The following is a 17,266-nucleotide window of genomic DNA, read 5'->3' as shown; positions in this document are numbered from 1 at the left end:
GATGAAAGCGGCGTTAAGCAACATGCAGCCAGACACCGGTAGCCTGAATCGTGAGTGGCATAGGGAGTCTGGACAATTCGAGCATCAAGCAGGATGGCAGCACTGACGATGGACACGGCCCGCGTGGGTGAAAACGAACTCGACCAGATCCTGGTCGAGCGCGTGCAACACGGTGACAGGCGCGCGTTTGATCTCCTGGTGCGCAAATACCAGCACAAGGTGATCGGGCTGGTTTCGCGCTATGTCAGGAACCGTGCCGAGTGCGAGGACATTGCGCAGGAGTCGTTCATGCGGGCCTGGCGTGCCATTGCCACGTTCCGCGGGGACAGCGCGTTCTATACGTGGCTGTACAAGATCGCGGTAAACACCGCCAAGAACCACCTGGTCGCGATGAAGCGTCGCCCGCCGGCCGACGACGTGGACGTCGACGACGCCAGTTTCATGCTGGGGTCCGAGCGTATGCAGGACAACGCCACGCCCGAGCACGAAATGATGCGCCAGGAAATTGAACAATCCGTTTTTTCCACTGTCCAAGAGCTGCCCGAAGAATTGCGTACCGCCATTACCCTGCGGGAAGTGGACGGACTCAGTTACGAGGAGATCGCCCAGGCAATGGATTGCCCGATTGGTACCGTGCGCTCGCGCATCTTTCGGGCACGCGAGGCAATTGACCAGAAATTGCGGCCCCTGCTGTCGAATCGTGAGGAACAAGCATGAAACCGGTGCATGCGAATCAGGAAGCACGTCAAGCCTTGTCGGCCGGGGTCGACGGCGAGCTTGCAGCGCACGAATGGCGCTTTCTGCTGCGGCGTATCGACCATGATGCGGAATTGCAGGGCGCCTGGTCGCGCTACCACCTGATGCGCGAAGGTCTGCGCGGGCGCATGCCGGCATTGGCCAGCGCCGGGTTTGCGGCGCGGGTGGAGGCGGCGATTGCGCGTGAGGTGGTCCCGGCAGGCGTACGTCGCCGGCACTGGCTGCGCTGGTCGGCAGGCGGCGCCATTGCGGCCAGCGTGGCCGTCGCCACCTTGATGGTTGGCCATCCCTCCAACGATACCGAACCGGTCATTGCCGCGCAGAGTGCGAGCCAGGATACCGGGGCGCCAGCCGACGAGACTTACGCCAGCCGCCGCATGACGACCATGCCGTCGGCGGTGCCGCCGTGGTTGAGCGGCGGCGCGGCAGGTGCGTTGAGCCAACCTGCATCGGCCACATTCGGCGCCCCGTTCACCGAGGTTTCCGCCCGACCGGCGATGTCTTCGTCTGGGTATGTGGTACCGCTGTTCCGCCAGCGCACGCTGGACAATGGCAACGGCTCCTACCTGTTGTTGATCGACACTGCGCGTAGTGCGGGTCCGCACGACGCGTCGGCTGCCCAATAATAAATTTGATCCCCGCTGCTGCCGACCCGTCGGACTTCGGCGGTTGCAGCTTGCTACTGCTCGCAGGTGCACGCTTGCACCGGGCAGTACGCTGAGCAGGCCTGCGCCTGGCCGCGGGCAGCGGACCATGGCTTTGCGTTGAATGGGCAACTGCCGGTGGCTGATTCACGGTATGTCGCCACAAACTGACAACCCAATGGAGGTCTTATGCACTCACTCATCTTGCGCTATGCAGCGTGCACGGCATTACTGGTATCGGCCGCCGCATGTGGCGTGCAGGCACCGCCGGCAAACACGGCCGCGGCTGTGACCACGACATTGCCTGATTTCACCGGCATCGTCGAGCACAATGCGCCAGCCGTGGTCCAGGTGGAGGCCAAATACGCCGGCGGCAAGCAAGCCGTCCAGCGCCCGATGAGTGGCCCAATGGGCCCGCGCCAAGGTATGCCCAGCGGCCCGCAGGCCGATATCCTCCGCCAGCTGTTTGGCTTGCCGATGATGCCTTCGCCTGAGGAGCAGAAGCACACCTCGCTGGGTTCGGGCTTCATCATTTCCAAGGATGGCTACATCCTTACCAACAATCACGTGGTGACCGGCGCGGACAAGGTGACCGTGCGGCTGCAGGATCGCCGTACGCTGACCGCAAGAGTGGTCGGCACCGATCCGACCTACGACATCGCGCTGCTCAAGATCGATGCTGGCAACGGCCTGCCTGCGGTGAGCATCGGTGACTCGGGCACCCTTAAACCCGGGCAGTGGGTACTGGCTATCGGCTCGCCGTTCGGCTTCGACTACACGGTCACGCAAGGCATCGTGAGTGCCGTGGGCCGCAGCCTGGGCGAGCGCAGCCAGGAATACACCTCGTTCATCCAGACCGACGTGCCGATCAACCGCGGCAATTCCGGCGGCCCTCTGTTCAACTTGCAGGGCAAGGTGGTCGGCATCAACTCGCAGATCTACTCGAACACCGGCGACTACCTTGGCGTGTCGTTCTCGATCCCGATCAACGTGGCGATGAACGCCGTCGAGCAGATCAAGACCAAGGGCTACGTGTCACGTGGCATGCTCGGCGTGCTGGTGCAGCCGGTCAGCGATGACATGGTGAAGGCGCTTGGCCTCGACAACGGTACCGGTGCGGCGGTGACCCAGGTCACTCCAAACAGCGGGGCCGCCAAGGCCGGCATCCAGGCCGGCGACATCATCCTGTCCTTTGACGGGCACGTGGTCGAGCAGACGGCCGACCTGCCGCCGATGGTGGGCATGACCAAGCCGGGCAGCAAGGTGCCGGTGGAGATCCTGCGCGCCGGCAAGAAGCAGACGCTGCAGGTCACCGTTGGCGAGTCCCCGCGCGACCAGGGCGCGGTAGCCAACAATGCCGCCAGCAGTACTGCCGGCAGTACCGGTGCGGCAGCGCTGGGCTTGACCGTGCAGGCGCTGGACAACGACACCCGCGAGCAACTTGGGCTGAAATCCGGCGAAGGCGTGGTGATCAGCGACATCACCGGCCCGGTGGCGGCCGAAGGTGGGCTGCAGGCCGGCGACGTCGTGCTGATGGTCAACCAGAAGAAGATTGGCAGCGTCGCCGAGTTCGAAGCGGCAACCAAGGACGTCAAGGCCGGCAGCACGGTATTGCTGCTGGTGCGGCGCGGCGACCAGAGCCGCTTCATCGGGCTGACGGTGCCGGATGTCAAGAAATAGGTGCCTGCAGCGGCGTGCTGGCCGCCCGCAGGCGGCCAGCACGGACCTGGCGTGGCAAGTGCGCGTTCCGTGCGACAATGGGCAGTTGGCGCCGCGTAAGGACGGCGCTTTGCCGGGGTCTGCGCGTCCCGACCGCAAATCCGCGTCCCAGCTTGCACGTGTTCCATGGAATCAATCCGCAACTTCTCCATCATTGCCCACATTGACCATGGCAAGTCCACGCTGGCGGACCGCATCATCCAGATCTGCGGGGGCTTGAGTTCGCGTGAGATGTCGGCCCAGGTGTTGGACGACAATCCGATCGAACGCGAGCGTGGCATCACCATCAAGGCCCGTTCGGTATCGCTGCCGTATCTGGCGCGCGACGGCAAGACCTACCAACTGAATTTCATCGACACGCCGGGGCACGTCGACTTCTCCTACGAGGTGAGCCGCTCGTTGGCCGCCTGCGAGGGCGCGCTGCTGGTGGTGGACGCCGCCCAAGGCGTTGAGGCGCAATCGGTGGCCAATTGCTACACAGCAGTGGAACAGGGGCTCGAAGTCGTGCCGGTCCTGAACAAGATTGACCTGCCCAATGCGGACGTGGACAAGGTCAAGGCCGAGATCGAGGCGGTCATCGGCGTCGATGCCAGTCAAGCGGTCGCGATCAGTGCCAAGACCGGACAGAACGTGGTCGAGGTCCTGGAGGCGATCGTCGCGCGCATCCCGCCACCCCACAAGGGCGACACCGACCGCTTGCAGGCGTTGATCATCGACTCCTGGTTCGACAACTATCTCGGCGTGGTTTCCCTGGTGCGCGTCATGCAGGGCGAAATCCGCCCCGGCGACAAGCTGCTGGTGATGTCCACCGGGCGCACCCACGAGGTCGCCGAGGTCGGCGTCTTCACCCCCCGGCGCAAGAAGCTCGATCGCCTCGGCCCAGGTGAGGTGGGCTGGATCAATGCGGCGATCAAGGACGTGCACGGTGCGCCGGTCGGCGACACTTTGACCCAGGCCGGCATGCCGGCCGAGCAGCCCTTGCCCGGTTTCCGCGAGGTGCAGCCGCGGGTGTTTTCCGGACTCTTCCCCGTCGCCTCGGACGACTTCCCAGCCTTGCGCGAGGCGCTGGACAAGCTGCACTTGAATGATGCGGCGTTGTTCTTCGAGCCGGAATCATCGGAGGCCATGGGCTTTGGTTTCCGCTGCGGCTTCCTTGGCATGCTGCACATGGAAATCGTGCAGGAGCGGCTCGAGCGCGAATACGACCTGGACCTGATCAGCACGGCGCCGACGGTCAGCTACGAACTGCTCAAGGCCGACGGCTCGATCGAACTGCTGGACAATCCGGCCAAGCTGCCCCCAGGCTCGCAGGTCCAGGAAATCCGCGAGCCGATGATCATTGCCAGTATCCTCACGCCGGCCGACTATATTGGCGGGATCATTACCCTGTGCGAGGAGAAGCGGGGCATCCAACGATCGATCCAATACCTGGCCACGCAAGTGCAGATCAGCTACGAGCTGCCGCTGGCCGAGGTGGTGATGGATTTTTTCGATCGCCTGAAGTCCGTCTCGCGCGGCTATGCGTCGATGGATTACCAGTTCGACCGTTTCGTCGCCGGGCCGTTCGTGCGCGTCGATGTACTGATCAACGGCGAGCGGGTGGATGCGCTCAGCCTCATCATGCACCGCAGCTACGCCGATCGCCGCGGTCGCGAGCTGGTGGAGCGGATGAAGGAGCTGATTCCACGCCAGCAGTTCGACGTGGCCATCCAGGCTGCGATCGGGGCGCAAATCATCGCCCGTTCGACGGTCAAGGCCTTGCGCAAGAACGTGCTGGCCAAATGCTATGGCGGTGACGTAAGCCGCAAGAAGAAGCTGTTGGAGAAACAAAAGGCCGGCAAGAAACGGATGAAACAGGTCGGTCGGGTGGAGATCCCGCAGGAGGCGTTCATGGCCGTCCTGCGTATGGATAAATAGCTGGGACAAGAAACGGGCATTGGGTATCGGGAATGGCAAGCCACCTTCCCCGTGCTGGCTCCCGGCCGTGGTTTGACAGGAGTGGTTCATGGAATTTGATTTTTCGGCGATCTTGCTGGCCCTCACCATCCTGTTCGGGGCGGTGTGGGCGTTCGACCGCCTCGTGCTGTACCGGCGGCGCAGGGCGCGGCTGCAGGCTGCCGGGGCGGATTACCGCGACCCGATTCCGGTGGACTGGGCTCGCTCGCTGTTCCCGGTGGTCCTGGTGGTGCTGCTGCTGCGTTCGTTCATAGCCGAGCCATTCCGCATTCCCTCGGGCTCGATGATGCCAACGCTGGACATCGGCGATTTCATCCTGGTCAACAAGTTCGCCTATGGCCTGCGCCTGCCGGCGTTCAACGACAAGTTCCTCAGTGTCGGTGAACCCAAGCGCGGAGATGTGGTGGTGTTCCGTTTCCCGGGCTACCTGTGCGCGGTGGATGGACATCTGGTGCGCAGTGGTGACCTGACCTGCAGCAATCCTGCCACTCCGGTGCCGCGGCAAAACTGGATCAAGCGCGTCATTGGCCTGCCTGGCGATGAGGTCGAAGTGCGTGGCGCGGACCTCGTGATCAACGGCGTACCCGTGCGTGCCCAGGAAGTCGGCCCGTTCACCGGTAACCCGCAGCGTCCGGTCGACCGAACGATGTTGGACATGGGGGCGACGCTGTGGACCGAACACCTGGGCCCCGTCGATCATGCGATTGCGCGCATGCCCGCCTATACCCAGCCGAAATCCATCCCCAACAGGTTTGTGCCATCCAAGGTGCCGCCAAACTGCTACCTGGTCATGGGCGACAATCGCAACGACAGCCTGGACAGCCGCTGGTGGGGCTGCGTGCCCGAGCAGGCGCTGGCAGGCAAGGCCTTCCTGATCTGGATGAGCTGGAAGGGTCTGCACACTGGAGGCGTCGATTTCTCACGCATCGGCAACGTCATCCACTAGACGTCGGGCTGGCTGGAAAGAGGCCCTGATCGGCGCGACGTGCGCGAAGCCGGTAAACAATGCGAGAATCCACAGCCAACAGGGGTTGACTGGCGCCGCGTCGCCGCGCGGGGCATCGATCCACGGCGAGAACGCCATGTTGGTGGCATAGCGAGGGGACTATGAAATCCAGGCAGAACGGCATCACCTTGATCGGCTTCCTCGTGATCCTGGCCGTCGTCGGCTTCTTCGGCTACATGGCCATGAAGCTGGTGCCCGCCTATGCGGAGTACATGGGTGTCGTCAAGAGCATGAAGGAAGTGGCCTCGGCGGGCACGAACGGCAAGACCTTGACCGAAATGCGCCGCGACCTCATGTTCAAAATGAACTTCCAGTACGTGGATGACGCCACGATCAAACCCGGTGACGTGCGCATCGTGCACATCGCTAGTGGCAATGCGCTGGAAGTGGCCTACGACAAGGTCGTCCCGTTCATGTACAACATCGACTTCCTGCTGCACTTCAAGAAGGACGTGGCCTTGGTCGGCAACGTCGCGCAGTAGGCTGAAGGCGGCTGGGCATTGCAATCCATTTATCGCTTTGGTGATTCCAGCCTGGCCGTCCTGGCCTTCACCCACCGCAGCGCCGGGCAGCCGAACAACGAGCGGCTCGAGTTCCTCGGCGATGCCCTGCTTGGTGCGCTGGTGGGGGAAATGCTGTTCGTGGCGCATCCCAAGGCCAACGAAGGCGAGCTTTCGCGCTTGCGCGCCCAACTGGTGAGCGGCAGCGCCTTGGCCACCCTGGCGCGGGAGTTGGAACTGGGCGACCAGTTGCAACTTGGTCCTGGTGAGCTCAAGAGCGGCGGCTTTCGGCGCGATTCGATCTTGGCCGACGCGCTGGAGGCGTTGATTGCCGCGATATACCTGGACGGCGGTTTCGACACCTGCCGCCGTGTCGTGCACAAGCTGTTTGCGCCGCGCGTGGCTGCGTTGCGGCGCTCATCGAAAGATGCGAAGACCCGCCTGCAGGAATGGCTGCAGGCTGCCGGTTTGCCGTTGCCGCGCTATGAGTTGACCGGCAGCCACGGCGAGGCCCATGCCAGGATTTTCGATGTGGCCTGCGCCATTGATGAGCCGATCGCGATCCGCGTCGAGGCCAGCGCCGGCAGCCGCCGGGCCGCGGAACAGGATGCCGCCGAGATCGTGCTGGAGCAACTGGCCACGGTCGGCGGGCCCTGAACCGCAGGCCAAGCCGCCCGTCGCGCGTACAAGCGGGTAAGGCCAGGATGGCTGTCGGCCAGACTGCACTACACTGGGCATCTCTTCCGCCCGCCCCAGACCATGACCCACGACCCAGTCGCCAACCCGCATGTCGAGCCACCTGCCGACACGGCGGGCATTGCCGGATTCCGTTGCGGGCTCGCAGCGCTCGTGGGTCGACCGAACGTAGGCAAATCCACCTTGCTCAATGCCTTGGTCGGGGCGCGTCTGTCGATCGTCAGCCCACGGCCGCAGACCACCCGGCACCGCATCCTCGGCATTGCCACCAGTGCCACCGGGCAGATCCTGTACGTGGACACGCCGGGCCTGCAGCAGGGCGCGCGCCGGGCCATGAACCGCAGTCTCAACCGCGCCGTGCGTGCGGCGGTGAGTGATGTCGACGTGCTGGTGCAGGTGGTCGAAGCGGGCCGTTGGACTACGGAAGACGAGGCGATCTACAACATCATCGCCGAGCGTGACGTGCCGCGCCTGCTGGTCGTCAACAAGATCGACCTGGACCCCGACAAATCCCGGATGTTGCCGTTCGTCGCCGACATTGTGGCCGAACACACCTACGCCGAAGTCATCTACGTCAGTGCGCTCAAGCGGCTTGCCCTGGAGCCTTTGGAGCAGGTCATCCTGCAGCGACTGCCCGTACGGCCGGCGGCGTTCGCCGACGACGAGATCACCGATCGCAGCGAGCGCTTCCTCGCCGCCGAGATGGTGCGTGAGCAGCTCATGCTACGCCTGGACCAGGAACTGCCGTATGCGACGACCGTGCAGATTGAGCAGTTCCAGGATCGCCCCGATGGCTTGGCCGAGATCCACGCGGTGATCTGGGTGGAGCGCGAAGGGCAGAAGGCCATCGTCATCGGCGCCGGCGGCAGGCAGCTCAAAGCCATTGGTACGGCGGCACGCCGGCACATCGAGCGTCTCCTCGGACGCAAGGTGTTTCTCAGGCTGTGGGTGAAAGCACGTGCAGGCTGGGTCGACGACGAGGCCAGCCTGAAGCAGTTTGGCTATACCGATTGAACCCGGGGTGCCAGTCGGGGGCTGGACAAATGCCCGCATCGACCCAGACCGTCCAGTTGCCGGCTCCGGGGCACGGCAATGTCACGCCGGTCAATCGCCCGGTAAGCACGCATGCGCATTGAGCAGCAGCCGGCGTTCGTCCTGCATTCGCGGCCCTACCGCGAAACTTCGTTGCTGCTTGAGTTGTTGACCCGCGATCATGGCCGGATTGGCGTGGTGGCACGCGGCGTGCGCGGCGAGCGGGCGCGCCTGCGCCGGGCGTTGCTGGAGCCGTTCGAAAGTATCGTGGTCGGTCTGTGGCGGCGGGGAGAACTGGCCACGCTGACCGCGATCGAGCGTGCCGCGACGCCTACGCCGCTGTCCGGCCAGGCGGCGCTGGGCGGGCTGTACCTCAATGAACTGGTGGTACGCCTGACCGCGCGCGATGATCCGCTGCCGCCGCTGTATGCCGCCTACGCTGTCACCTTGCGCCGCCTCGCGGCCGGGGAGCCGATGGCCTGGACGCTGCGGCGCTTCGAACGGGACTTGTTGCACACGATTGGTTATGCCTTGCCACTGCAGCACGAGGCGCAAAGCGGCGCAGAGCTCGATTCGGCTGGGTACTACCGTTTTGTGCTGGGCGAAGGCCTGCTGCCGTGCGCACCGTCCGAACCCGAGGCCCTGCGTGGCCGCGACCTGCTGGCGCTGGCCGCCGACCGCATGCCCGACGCCGGGGCAGTCTCCGCATTGCGCAAGCTGATGCGCCGGGTCATCCGTTTCCACCTGGGTGGTGCGGAGCTGCGTTCATGGCACGTGCTTGCCATGGCCGGTTCACGACGAGGCGCGTAGATGCGCTTCCATCGCATGGCGCGTGTCGGCCAGGGCAGCCAGGAATTCATCGATGGCGACCGCGTGGTCGGTACCCGGCTCGCATTCCAGCTTGAGCTTCAGCGTTTGTGCCGCGCCGGCCAGCCGTGTGGTTCCACAAAATCCGCATCCAGCGCGCAGCCGATGCAGCCGCGCGATCAGTGCCAGCGGGTCGTTGGCAAAGGTCTCGAACTGCCGCTGCAACAGCTCGAGTTCCTCGTCCAGCAGTTGACGCAAGGCCGCCAAGGTCACGTAGTCTCCACTGCCACGCAAACCAGCGACATCATCCAGGACGAGGGCGGCATCGCCGATGGTGGAGACCAAGCTCATCGTGTGGCGCAACTCGGCCAAGGTGCACGGCTTGTCGAGGATGCCGTTGCAGCCCGCGCTCAACAGGGCCTGCCGCTCCTCGGCCGCGAACTCGGCGCTCGTGGCCACCAGGGCGGCTGCGTGCGACGCGGCGCATGGATCGGACCGCAACGCACGCACGATGGCCAAAGCGCCAGCCCCCGGCATGCGGCAATCCACCAGCAACAGGTCGAAGCGTTCGGCGCGCGCCCACTGCAACGCACTGGCACCGTCGCCACAGGTGGCCACGTCCAGCGTCACCGCCTGCAGGCCGTCGGACAAAAAGCGGCAGCTCGTGGCATCGTCGTCGGCCACCAGCACGCGGACGGCCGACGCACCGACCCCCGTATCGCGGTGGCTCGCGGACTGGCTGCGCATGATCGAACCCGTCTGGTTCAGGTGGGTTTGGCAAAATGGCGTTGAATGAATAGCACACAACGCCATTATTTGCTGGGTTGCGGCGTCCTGCTGGCACTGCTCGGCGCATCCGTCGGGCACGCCAAGGTGCTGGTCAAGGCGGACGTGTTGCAGGCCCCGGGGGTCAGTCTGCGCAACGTTAGCGCCGAGCTGTCCGACCGGGCCGATGGCGGCATCCAACTGCGCATGCACGTCGCGCGTGGAGATGTGGCGACAGTGGGCTGGCGACGGGTGAGCATCGACCTGGATGGTGTCCTCGAACACAATCCTCGGCAGCAGTGGGTTTATACCGGCAAGGTCAAGCTCGGCTCGACCCCCGGAGGCGAGCTCAGCAATGCGAGTGCAAAGCTGGTTGCGGACCAGCCTGCCAACACGCTGCGGCTGGAGTTGCTCCAGGACCGCGCCCAGGCCAGCGCCTGGTTGCCATTGGACCAGCCATCGCACGCGCAGGTGGTGGTGAAAAACCTCCCTGCCACCTGGTTGCGCGGCCTGCTCGGCACGCTCGGCGCTGCGCAGACCAGCGCTGGCGAAGTGGACGCTGACCTCGCCCTGGACCTGCTCGAGCACGGCCTGCGCTCATCGGGCCAGTTTGTCCTGCGTGGCGTAGGCGTCGACACGCCAACCGGGACCCTGGCCACGCAAAACCTTGGCGCCAGTGGGCGTTTCGACGTGAGCAGCAATGCGACCTCCTCCCGGGTCGACCTGGATGCCAGCCTGAAGGGCGGGGAAATCCTGCTGAGCCCCTTGTACGCGCAATTGCCGGAACATCCCGTACGCCTTAGCCTGCGTGTGGTTACGCAGAGTGGGGCGATGCAAATCAGCAGGTTGCGGGTAAATGATGCCGATGCGCTGCAACTGGGGGGCGCCTTGGCCATCGACGCGAAAGGCAGCTTGACCTCGCTCAGGTTGACCGATTTCCACGCCAGTTTCCCGGCTGCCTATACACGTTACGGTCAAGCCTGGTTGGCCAGCCTGGGATTGCGCGATGCCAGCGTCAGCGGTGACCTGAATGGCAGCTTGGATTTGCGTGCGGACGGCCTGCACGGCTTTGCCTTCAGCACCCCAGGCCTGGATTTCCACGACGCCAGCGGGGCCCTGGGAATCAATGGCCTGCGCGGCGGAGTGGACTGGGCTGCGCAGGGCAATCGACCGGCTACCACGCTCGCCTGGAGCGGCATGCAATTCCGTCGCGTGCCGCTGGGCGGCGCCCAGGCACAATGGCACAGTCGGGGCGGCACGCTGGCACTGGCCCAACCCCTGCTGATCCCGGTACTGAACGGACAATTGCGCCTCGGCAGCCTGGATATCCAGCCGGCAGCGGCGCGGGGTCAGCGGCTGAGTACCTCGATCGCGGTACTCGGCGTGGATTTGAGCGCGCTGTGTCACGCCTTCGGCTGGCCTGCATTCCCGGGCACCCTGGCCGGGGCAATACCGTCGCTGCGCCTGGTGGACGACCACATCGAGCTGGACGGTGGCCTGTCGGCCAATCTGTTTGATGGCTTCGTCGACATCACCCAGCTGTCGCTGCAGGATCCGTTTGGCGCCAATCCGGTGCTGGCGGCGGATGTGGCCATGCGCAAGCTGGATCTGGCCGCAATCACCAGCGTGTTCGACTTTGGCAGCATTACGGGGCGGCTGGATGGCAGCATCGACGGTTTGCGCCTGGTCGATTGGAGCCCGGTGGCGTTCAAGGCGAGCCTGCTGGCCGACGGCGGCGGCCGCATCAGCCAGCGTGCGGTAAACAACCTCACCTCGGTCGGGGGCGGCGGCGTGGCCGGCGGCCTGCAAGGTGCCGTGCTGAAACTGTTCAAGACCTTCGCCTACAAGCGCATTGGGCTCAATTGCACACTGCACGGCAGCGTATGCCAGATGAGCGGCTTGCAGCCGACCGGCGATGGCTACACTATCGTCGAAGGCAGCGGGCTGCCGCACCTGGAGGTCATTGGCCATCAGACCAGGGTCGACTGGCCCACCCTGGTGCGCCGCCTGCGCGATGCCATCAATGGCGCACCACCAGAAGTGCGCTGAGTTGGCGCGTCTATCTCCCTCACCCACACTCGGAGTCCCTGATGCGCAAGCTGATATACGCGACCCTGACCACCTTGGCCGTGGCCTTGGTGGGGTGCGTCACCATCAACGTCTACTTCCCGGCGGCGGCGGCGCAAAAGGCGGCTGATCAGTTCATCGGCAACGTGCTGGGTGAGCCGGCGCCCGCCACGCCACCCAAGCCGAAACAGCCGCAGGGCGGCGAGGTGCAGCCGCAACCTTCGGCGATGTTGCTCGATCTCCTGATCCCCGCCGCCTATGCGGCCGACCAACCGGACCTGCGCTTGACCACGCCGGTGACCGAGGCCCTGCGCGCGCGCATGAGTGCGCGCTTCAAGGATGTACTACAACCCCTGCTGGACAGCGGAGCGATAGGCTTCACCCGCGACGGGCTCGTGGCCATGCATGATGCCGCCAAGGTGCCGCTTAGCCAGCGGGCCCAGGCCAACGCCGCGATTGCCGAGGAAAACCGCGATCGCACGGCGCTGTACCAGGAAATTGCCAAGGCCAACAACCACCCCGAATGGACCGCACAGATCCGTTCGACGTTTGCCGCCACCTGGATCGAGAAAGCCCACCCGGGCTGGTACTACCAGGATGCCAGCGGCGCCTGGAAGCAGCGCTAGGAGCTTGCGTGAAACGTTCGAGGCGTATGCGTGCTGATCACGCGGCCGGGCGGGCTGGCATAATGAGGCGTCTACCCGCCCGTTGATCCAGATGTCCCGAGCCCATGGTCTGCCGCCCGCCGCGATTGAAGCCCTGATCGACGAGCTCGGCACGGATGGGCGTGGCGTGGCGCGCATCGACGGCAAGACCGTGTTCGTCGAAGGTGCCTTGCCGGGGGAAAAGGTTTCCCTGCGCGTGCGCAAGCGCCACCGCAACTACGACGAGGCCGAGCTCGTCGAGGTACTCACCGCTTCGCCGCATCGGGTCGAGCCGCCCTGTGCGCATTACGCGGAGTGCAGCGGCTGTTCCCTGCAGCATCTTTCCACGGACATGCAGGTGGTCGGCAAGCAGCGTTGGCTGGCCGAGAATTTCACTCGTATCGGCAAGGTCGCGCCGGGTACCTGGCTGCCGCCTTTGCGCGGACAGTCCTGGGCTTACCGCCGCCGTGGCCGCCTGTCGGTCCGCCACGTGCAGAAAAAGGGCAGGGTGCTGGCCGGTTTCCGCGAACGCCAGAATCCGCGTTACGTGGCCGAGATCCGCAGCTGCCTGGTCATGCATCCTGCGCTCGGTCCCAAGGTCGGCCTGCTGGCCGACATGCTTGGCACGCTGCACGCGGTGGATTCCATCCCCCAGGTCGAATTTGCCGCTGGGGACGATGTCGTGGCCCTGGTGGTCCGGCATCTGCAGCCGCTGGACGCCCATGACCTCGACGCGCTGACTGCGTTCGGCCAGGAACATGGCTTGGCCATCTACCTGCAGCCAGGCGGCGTCACCAGCGTGTATCCCTTGTGGCCCGAAGCGCCGCGCCTGAGTTATCGCATCCACGTCGACGATGGCGTCGGCGTGGATGTGGATCTGGAATTCCAGCCGCTGGACTTCGTACAGGTCAACGGCGAACTCAATCAACAGATGGTGAGCCTGGCGCTGCGCCTGCTGGAGCTGCAGCCCGGTGACCGCGTACTCGACCTGTTTTGCGGCCTGGGCAACTTCAGCCTGCCGATCGCGCAGCGGGCGGCCTCGGTGACCGGAGTGGAAGGCGAGGCGGCGCTGGTCGGGCGGGCGCGCGCGAACGCGGCGCGCAACGGTCTGGACAATGCCCGCTTCGAGGTGGCCAACCTGTTCGATCCGCAGCAAGCTTCGGAATGGGCGCGCCAGCCCTGGGACAAATTGCTGCTCGACCCGCCACGGGCCGGCGCCGACCAGGTGCTGGCCTATCTTCCCGGCGCGCAGACCCGGCGCATCGTCTACGTCTCCTGCCATCCGGCCTCCCTGGCGCGTGATGCCGGCATCCTGGTGCATCAGCATGGTTTCACCTTGCAGGCGGCCGGGGTCATGGACATGTTTCCGCACACGGCGCACGTGGAGTCAATAGCCGTTTTTGACAGGTAATCATGGGCATCGAGATCGAACGCAAATTCCTGCTGCGCGATGAGGGCTGGCGCGCCGCGGTCGAGCGTAGCGAGCACCTGCGGCAGGGCTACCTGCGGAGCGGCGGGGTGGCCGGGGGTTCGGTTGCGCGTGACCAGAGTGCTGCCACGGTGCGCGTGCGCGTCGCTGACGCCAAGGCCTGGCTCAACATCAAGCAGGCCGTGGCTGGCGTGGCCCGGGCCGAGTTCGAGTACCCGCTACCCTTGGCCGATGCCGAGGTGATGCTGGCCACGTTGTGCGGCGGCATCGTCGAGAAGACGCGGCACCAGGTGCGCATCGGAGCCACGCTGTTCGAAGTGGATGAGTTTGCCGGCGACAACTCGGGACTGGTCGTGGCCGAGGTCGAGCTGCCCGCGGCCGACGCGCCATTCGCGCGGCCGCCCTGGCTCGGTGCCGAGATCAGCTCCTTGCATCGTTATTACAACGCCGCGCTCGCCATCCACCCCTACTCGCGGTGGTCGGCATTGGAGCGGACTGCGGGGGCCACTGCATGTTGATGATCGGCGTCGCCAGCACGGCCTTGACGCCGCGGGAAATCGAGTGGTTGGGCCAGTCCTGTGTGGCTGGCGTGCTGCTGTTTGCGCGCAACTTCGCCTCGCGCGACCAGCTTTCGGAGCTGTGCGCCGCCATTCACGCAGCAGGGGACGAGCAATTGTTGATTGCCGTGGATCAGGAGGGCGGCCCGGTGCAACGCTTCCGCACGGGCTTCACGCGCCTGCCCGCGCTGGCCGCGATTGGCGCGGTCTACGACCGCGATCCGGCCGGAGCGGTACGCCTGGCCGAGGACCACGCCTGGATCATGGCCAGCGAGCTGCGCGCCAGCGGAGTGGATTTCAGTTTTGCGCCAGTGGTGGACCTGGCGCGTGGCAATGCAGCGATCGGCATGCGGGCCTTTCATGCCGATCCCGCGGCAACCAGCGAGCTTGCCCAGGCCTATGTGCGAGGCATGCACCTGGCGGGCATGGGTGCCGTGCTCAAGCACTTTCCTGGCCACGGCTCGACCCCCGCTGACACGCATGCAGCGCAGGCCATCGATTCGCGGCCGCTACAGGCCATCCGCGACGCCGACCTGGTGCCGTTCCAGGACTGCATCACCGCACACGTCGAAGCGGTGATGATGGCGCATGTCATCTACTCCGCAGTCGACGCGTGCCCAGCCGGCTATTCGTCGACCTGGATCAAGCGCATCCTGCGCGATGAACTCGGCTTTGCCGGGGCCGTGGTCAGCGACGACATTGGCATGTCGGCAGCCGCGACGGCAGGCAGCATTGGCCAGCGCGTGCAGGCGCATCTGGCGGCAGGCTGTGACCTGGTCTTGGCTTGCGCGCCGGGCGTGGTGCCCGAGGCGATTGCCGCCATGCCCGCGGTGCCCGCGCGCAGCCCACCCGCCTTGCCGGTCGCCCTGGCTGCACTGCGCGGCGAGTTGGGCGCCACCTGGGGCGAACTCACTGACAACCCGCAACGCGACCGCCTCGTGGCGCGGGTTGGCGCGCTCAACGCGACGCCAGGACAAGCATGAACGCGAAGCCACCACTGCTGGCCGAGGCCCTGGCGCACGCCGAACTGCTGTTTTCACGCCGCGAACTCGAGGCGGTCATTGCCGTCATGGGCGAGCGCATCGACCAGGCGCTGGGCGGTGAGCGCACAGTATTCCTCCCCGTGATGAACGGGGCGCTGGTATTTGCCGGACACCTGGCTCTGGCGATCCGCACCGACCTCGAGTTCGATTACGTCCACGCCACCCGCTATCGCGGTGCGACGGCCGGCGGCGAGCTGCACTGGTTGCGCGAACCCGCGGCGCACCTTGCGGGACGGACGGTGCTGCTGGTCGATGACATCCTCGACGAGGGCGCTACGCTCAAGGCGATCCGCGAGGACTGCCTGCGTCGCGGTGCGCGCCGCGTGCTCACCGCCTGCCTGTGCTGCAAGACGCATGGTCGGGTTGTCGACGGCATCGAGGCTGACTTCAACGGTGTCATTCTGCCGGATCGCTACGTCTTCGGCTTCGGCATGGATTACCACGAGCAGGGTCGCAACCTGCCTGGCATCTATGCGCTGCGCGATGAACCTGCCACCAGTAAGCCTGTTAGCTGAGGTTCGCCCAGCATGCGTGGGAGGGGGCGCTGCGCGATCAGAGCGGCAGCGGTTCGGCGGGGTTGCGCCAGGATGGTTCGCCGAGGCCATAGGCGAGGGCTAGCCGATGCGCTGCGCGACGTTGCGTGTCGTCTGGAAGCGGCGTTGCCAGCAGCGGATAAGCAATGGGTTCGTCGATCCAGGGCTGCAGGGCTGCGCGCATCGCCATCTGTGCCGCCCACGACAGATCGGTCAGTGTATCGGGGTGCCTGCCGGTGCCATTGCCGTGCGCGCCCAGGACGTTCAGCGCATATCCGGACGAGCGCAGGCTGCGTTGTCCGTCCGCGGCGGCAATCACGTGCATGCAAGGCGTTTGGCGCAGCGGATCGGCGGCGTCGGCCACGTCGTTCGCCAGTAACGCAAGCCGTGGCTGGCTGGTGATTGCAGTCAGTTGCGTGTGCCGCAGGCGGCGGCGCACGGGGTGCAGCTGCGCACCGGCAGGCGACATGGCTTTCGCATCGGTGGGAGTCAGGCCGAGGTAGCCTGCGCCGCGCGTCATTGCCAGCGTGGCACTGCCGCGCAGGCATCCCTCAGCCAGCGCGCGCGCCATCGACGCGGCCTGCGCGCGGCCGGCATCGCTGTCATAGGCCAAGTCCAGCAGGGCCAACGCGTCCGCGATGCCGACAATGCCTATGCGCAGGCGCGGTACGACCGCGTCGGCGAGCAGTGCGGCGTTGTCCAGCATGCGCACGGCGAGCGCTGCACAATCAGCAACGGCGGCGAGATCGAGTCCACTACGCTCCGCTGGCACGAAGGACGCCGCATTCAACGCCGCATGCAGGACGTGGCCACGGTATACGCCTCGGCTCGTGCCGGCGTCCGCCAGCAGGCGCTCGTCGGGCAACAGTCGCCAGGATGCCAGGGCGCCCATGAACCGCCGTTGCCACGGGGTGATTTCATCGGCCGGTTCGACCGAAGCCAGCGCGGCGGACACGCGCCGCCAGGTGTCCTCGATGGAAACGTCGCGCAAGTCGGCCTGCTCGCGCCAACGGAACCATGCATCCCAGGCCTCGACTGCCGCAAGTTCGATGAAAGGGGATGGCCGGTGCAAGTCCATCGTTGAAACCGGATTCGGGGGCTGCATGCACTAT

At 65.5% G+C, this 17,266-nt stretch carries 17 protein-coding genes; 15 read left to right on the top strand and 2 right to left on the bottom strand.

Annotated features, from left to right (window positions below; translation table 11 throughout):
* Positions 1-93: 93 nt before the first annotated feature.
* The 9 genes from rpoE (at position 94) to recO (ending at position 9,119) form a co-directional block, all read left to right on the top strand.
* Entirely contained in the window at positions 94-717 is a 624-nt protein-coding gene (gene rpoE, locus AC3WJB_RS11820) for an RNA polymerase sigma factor RpoE (protein WP_492681757.1), read from the top strand.
* Entirely contained in the window at positions 714-1,382 is a 669-nt protein-coding gene (locus tag AC3WJB_RS11815; RefSeq protein ID WP_492681755.1) for a sigma-E factor negative regulatory protein, read from the top strand. The genes rpoE and AC3WJB_RS11815 overlap by 4 nt, the downstream gene beginning before the upstream one ends.
* Positions 1,383-1,589: 207 nt before the next feature.
* Positions 1,590-3,080, top strand: coding sequence for a Do family serine endopeptidase (locus AC3WJB_RS11810; RefSeq protein WP_492681753.1), 1,491 nt, complete (start codon positions 1,590-1,592; stop codon positions 3,078-3,080).
* Between the two features lie 165 nt (positions 3,081-3,245).
* Positions 3,246-5,036, top strand: a complete 1,791-nt coding sequence (gene lepA, locus AC3WJB_RS11805; protein ID WP_492681751.1) for a translation elongation factor 4 — start codon at positions 3,246-3,248, stop codon at positions 5,034-5,036.
* A gap of 88 nt (positions 5,037-5,124) precedes the next feature.
* Positions 5,125-6,021 carry a signal peptidase I gene (gene lepB, locus AC3WJB_RS11800; RefSeq protein WP_492681749.1) on the top strand — a complete coding sequence of 299 codons (897 nt, stop codon included), beginning with the start codon at positions 5,125-5,127 and terminating at the stop codon, positions 6,019-6,021.
* Positions 6,022-6,182: 161 nt separating this feature from the next.
* The gene (locus AC3WJB_RS11795; RefSeq protein ID WP_492681747.1) at positions 6,183-6,563 is read left to right on the top strand and encodes a DUF4845 domain-containing protein; all 381 of its coding nucleotides are present in this window, start codon (positions 6,183-6,185) and stop codon (positions 6,561-6,563) included.
* 18 nt (positions 6,564-6,581) lie between these two features.
* Complete coding sequence (gene rnc, locus AC3WJB_RS11790; protein ID WP_492681745.1) at positions 6,582-7,238, top strand: ribonuclease III; 657 nt, start codon at positions 6,582-6,584, stop codon at positions 7,236-7,238.
* Positions 7,239-7,340: 102 nt separating this feature from the next.
* Positions 7,341-8,291, top strand: a complete 951-nt coding sequence (era, locus tag AC3WJB_RS11785) for a GTPase Era (RefSeq protein WP_492681743.1) — start codon at positions 7,341-7,343, stop codon at positions 8,289-8,291.
* Between the two features lie 111 nt (positions 8,292-8,402).
* Positions 8,403-9,119: a DNA repair protein RecO gene (gene recO / locus AC3WJB_RS11780; protein ID WP_492681741.1), complete on the top strand. Its 717-nt coding sequence runs from the start codon at positions 8,403-8,405 to the stop codon at positions 9,117-9,119.
* Here recO and AC3WJB_RS11775 read toward each other — a convergent pair.
* Positions 9,102-9,863 (bottom strand): response regulator, encoded by a 762-nt coding sequence (locus AC3WJB_RS11775; RefSeq protein WP_492681739.1) that lies wholly within the window; start codon positions 9,861-9,863, stop codon positions 9,102-9,104. The genes recO and AC3WJB_RS11775 overlap by 18 nt on opposite strands.
* Positions 9,864-9,908: 45 nt before the next feature.
* Between AC3WJB_RS11775 and AC3WJB_RS11770 the strand changes: the two genes are divergently transcribed.
* The 6 genes from AC3WJB_RS11770 to AC3WJB_RS11745 all read left to right on the top strand — a co-directional run bounded on the left by AC3WJB_RS11770 (position 9,909) and on the right by AC3WJB_RS11745 (position 16,136).
* Entirely contained in the window at positions 9,909-11,930 is a 2,022-nt protein-coding gene (locus tag AC3WJB_RS11770; RefSeq protein ID WP_492681737.1) for an AsmA family protein, read from the top strand.
* 41 nt (positions 11,931-11,971) lie between these two features.
* Complete coding sequence (locus AC3WJB_RS11765) at positions 11,972-12,574, top strand: YdbL family probable chaperone protein (protein ID WP_492681735.1); 603 nt, start codon at positions 11,972-11,974, stop codon at positions 12,572-12,574.
* Positions 12,575-12,665: 91 nt separating this feature from the next.
* Positions 12,666-14,003, top strand: coding sequence for a 23S rRNA (uracil(1939)-C(5))-methyltransferase RlmD (gene rlmD, locus AC3WJB_RS11760; RefSeq protein WP_492681733.1), 1,338 nt, complete (start codon positions 12,666-12,668; stop codon positions 14,001-14,003).
* Between the two features lie 2 nt (positions 14,004-14,005).
* Positions 14,006-14,539, top strand: a complete 534-nt coding sequence (locus AC3WJB_RS11755) for a CYTH domain-containing protein (RefSeq protein ID WP_492681731.1) — start codon at positions 14,006-14,008, stop codon at positions 14,537-14,539.
* Positions 14,533-15,561, top strand: a complete 1,029-nt coding sequence (gene nagZ / locus AC3WJB_RS11750; RefSeq protein WP_492681729.1) for a beta-N-acetylhexosaminidase — start codon at positions 14,533-14,535, stop codon at positions 15,559-15,561. The genes AC3WJB_RS11755 and nagZ overlap by 7 nt, the downstream gene beginning before the upstream one ends.
* The gene (locus AC3WJB_RS11745) at positions 15,558-16,136 is read left to right on the top strand and encodes a hypoxanthine-guanine phosphoribosyltransferase (RefSeq protein ID WP_492681727.1); all 579 of its coding nucleotides are present in this window, start codon (positions 15,558-15,560) and stop codon (positions 16,134-16,136) included. The genes nagZ and AC3WJB_RS11745 overlap by 4 nt, the downstream gene beginning before the upstream one ends.
* A 37-nt stretch (positions 16,137-16,173) precedes the next feature.
* On the opposite strand, the gene AC3WJB_RS11740 is transcribed toward AC3WJB_RS11745, so the two are convergent.
* On the bottom strand, positions 16,174-17,232 hold the full coding sequence (locus AC3WJB_RS11740) for a ribonucleotide reductase barrel domain-containing protein (RefSeq protein WP_492681725.1): 1,059 nt from the start codon (positions 17,230-17,232) through the stop codon (positions 16,174-16,176).
* Between the last annotated feature and the right edge of the window lie 34 nt (positions 17,233-17,266).

The sequence above is a fragment of the Rhodanobacter sp. FW510-R10 genome (genome assembly GCF_058781105.1).
This window is presented reverse-complemented; position numbering and strand designations above follow the sequence as displayed.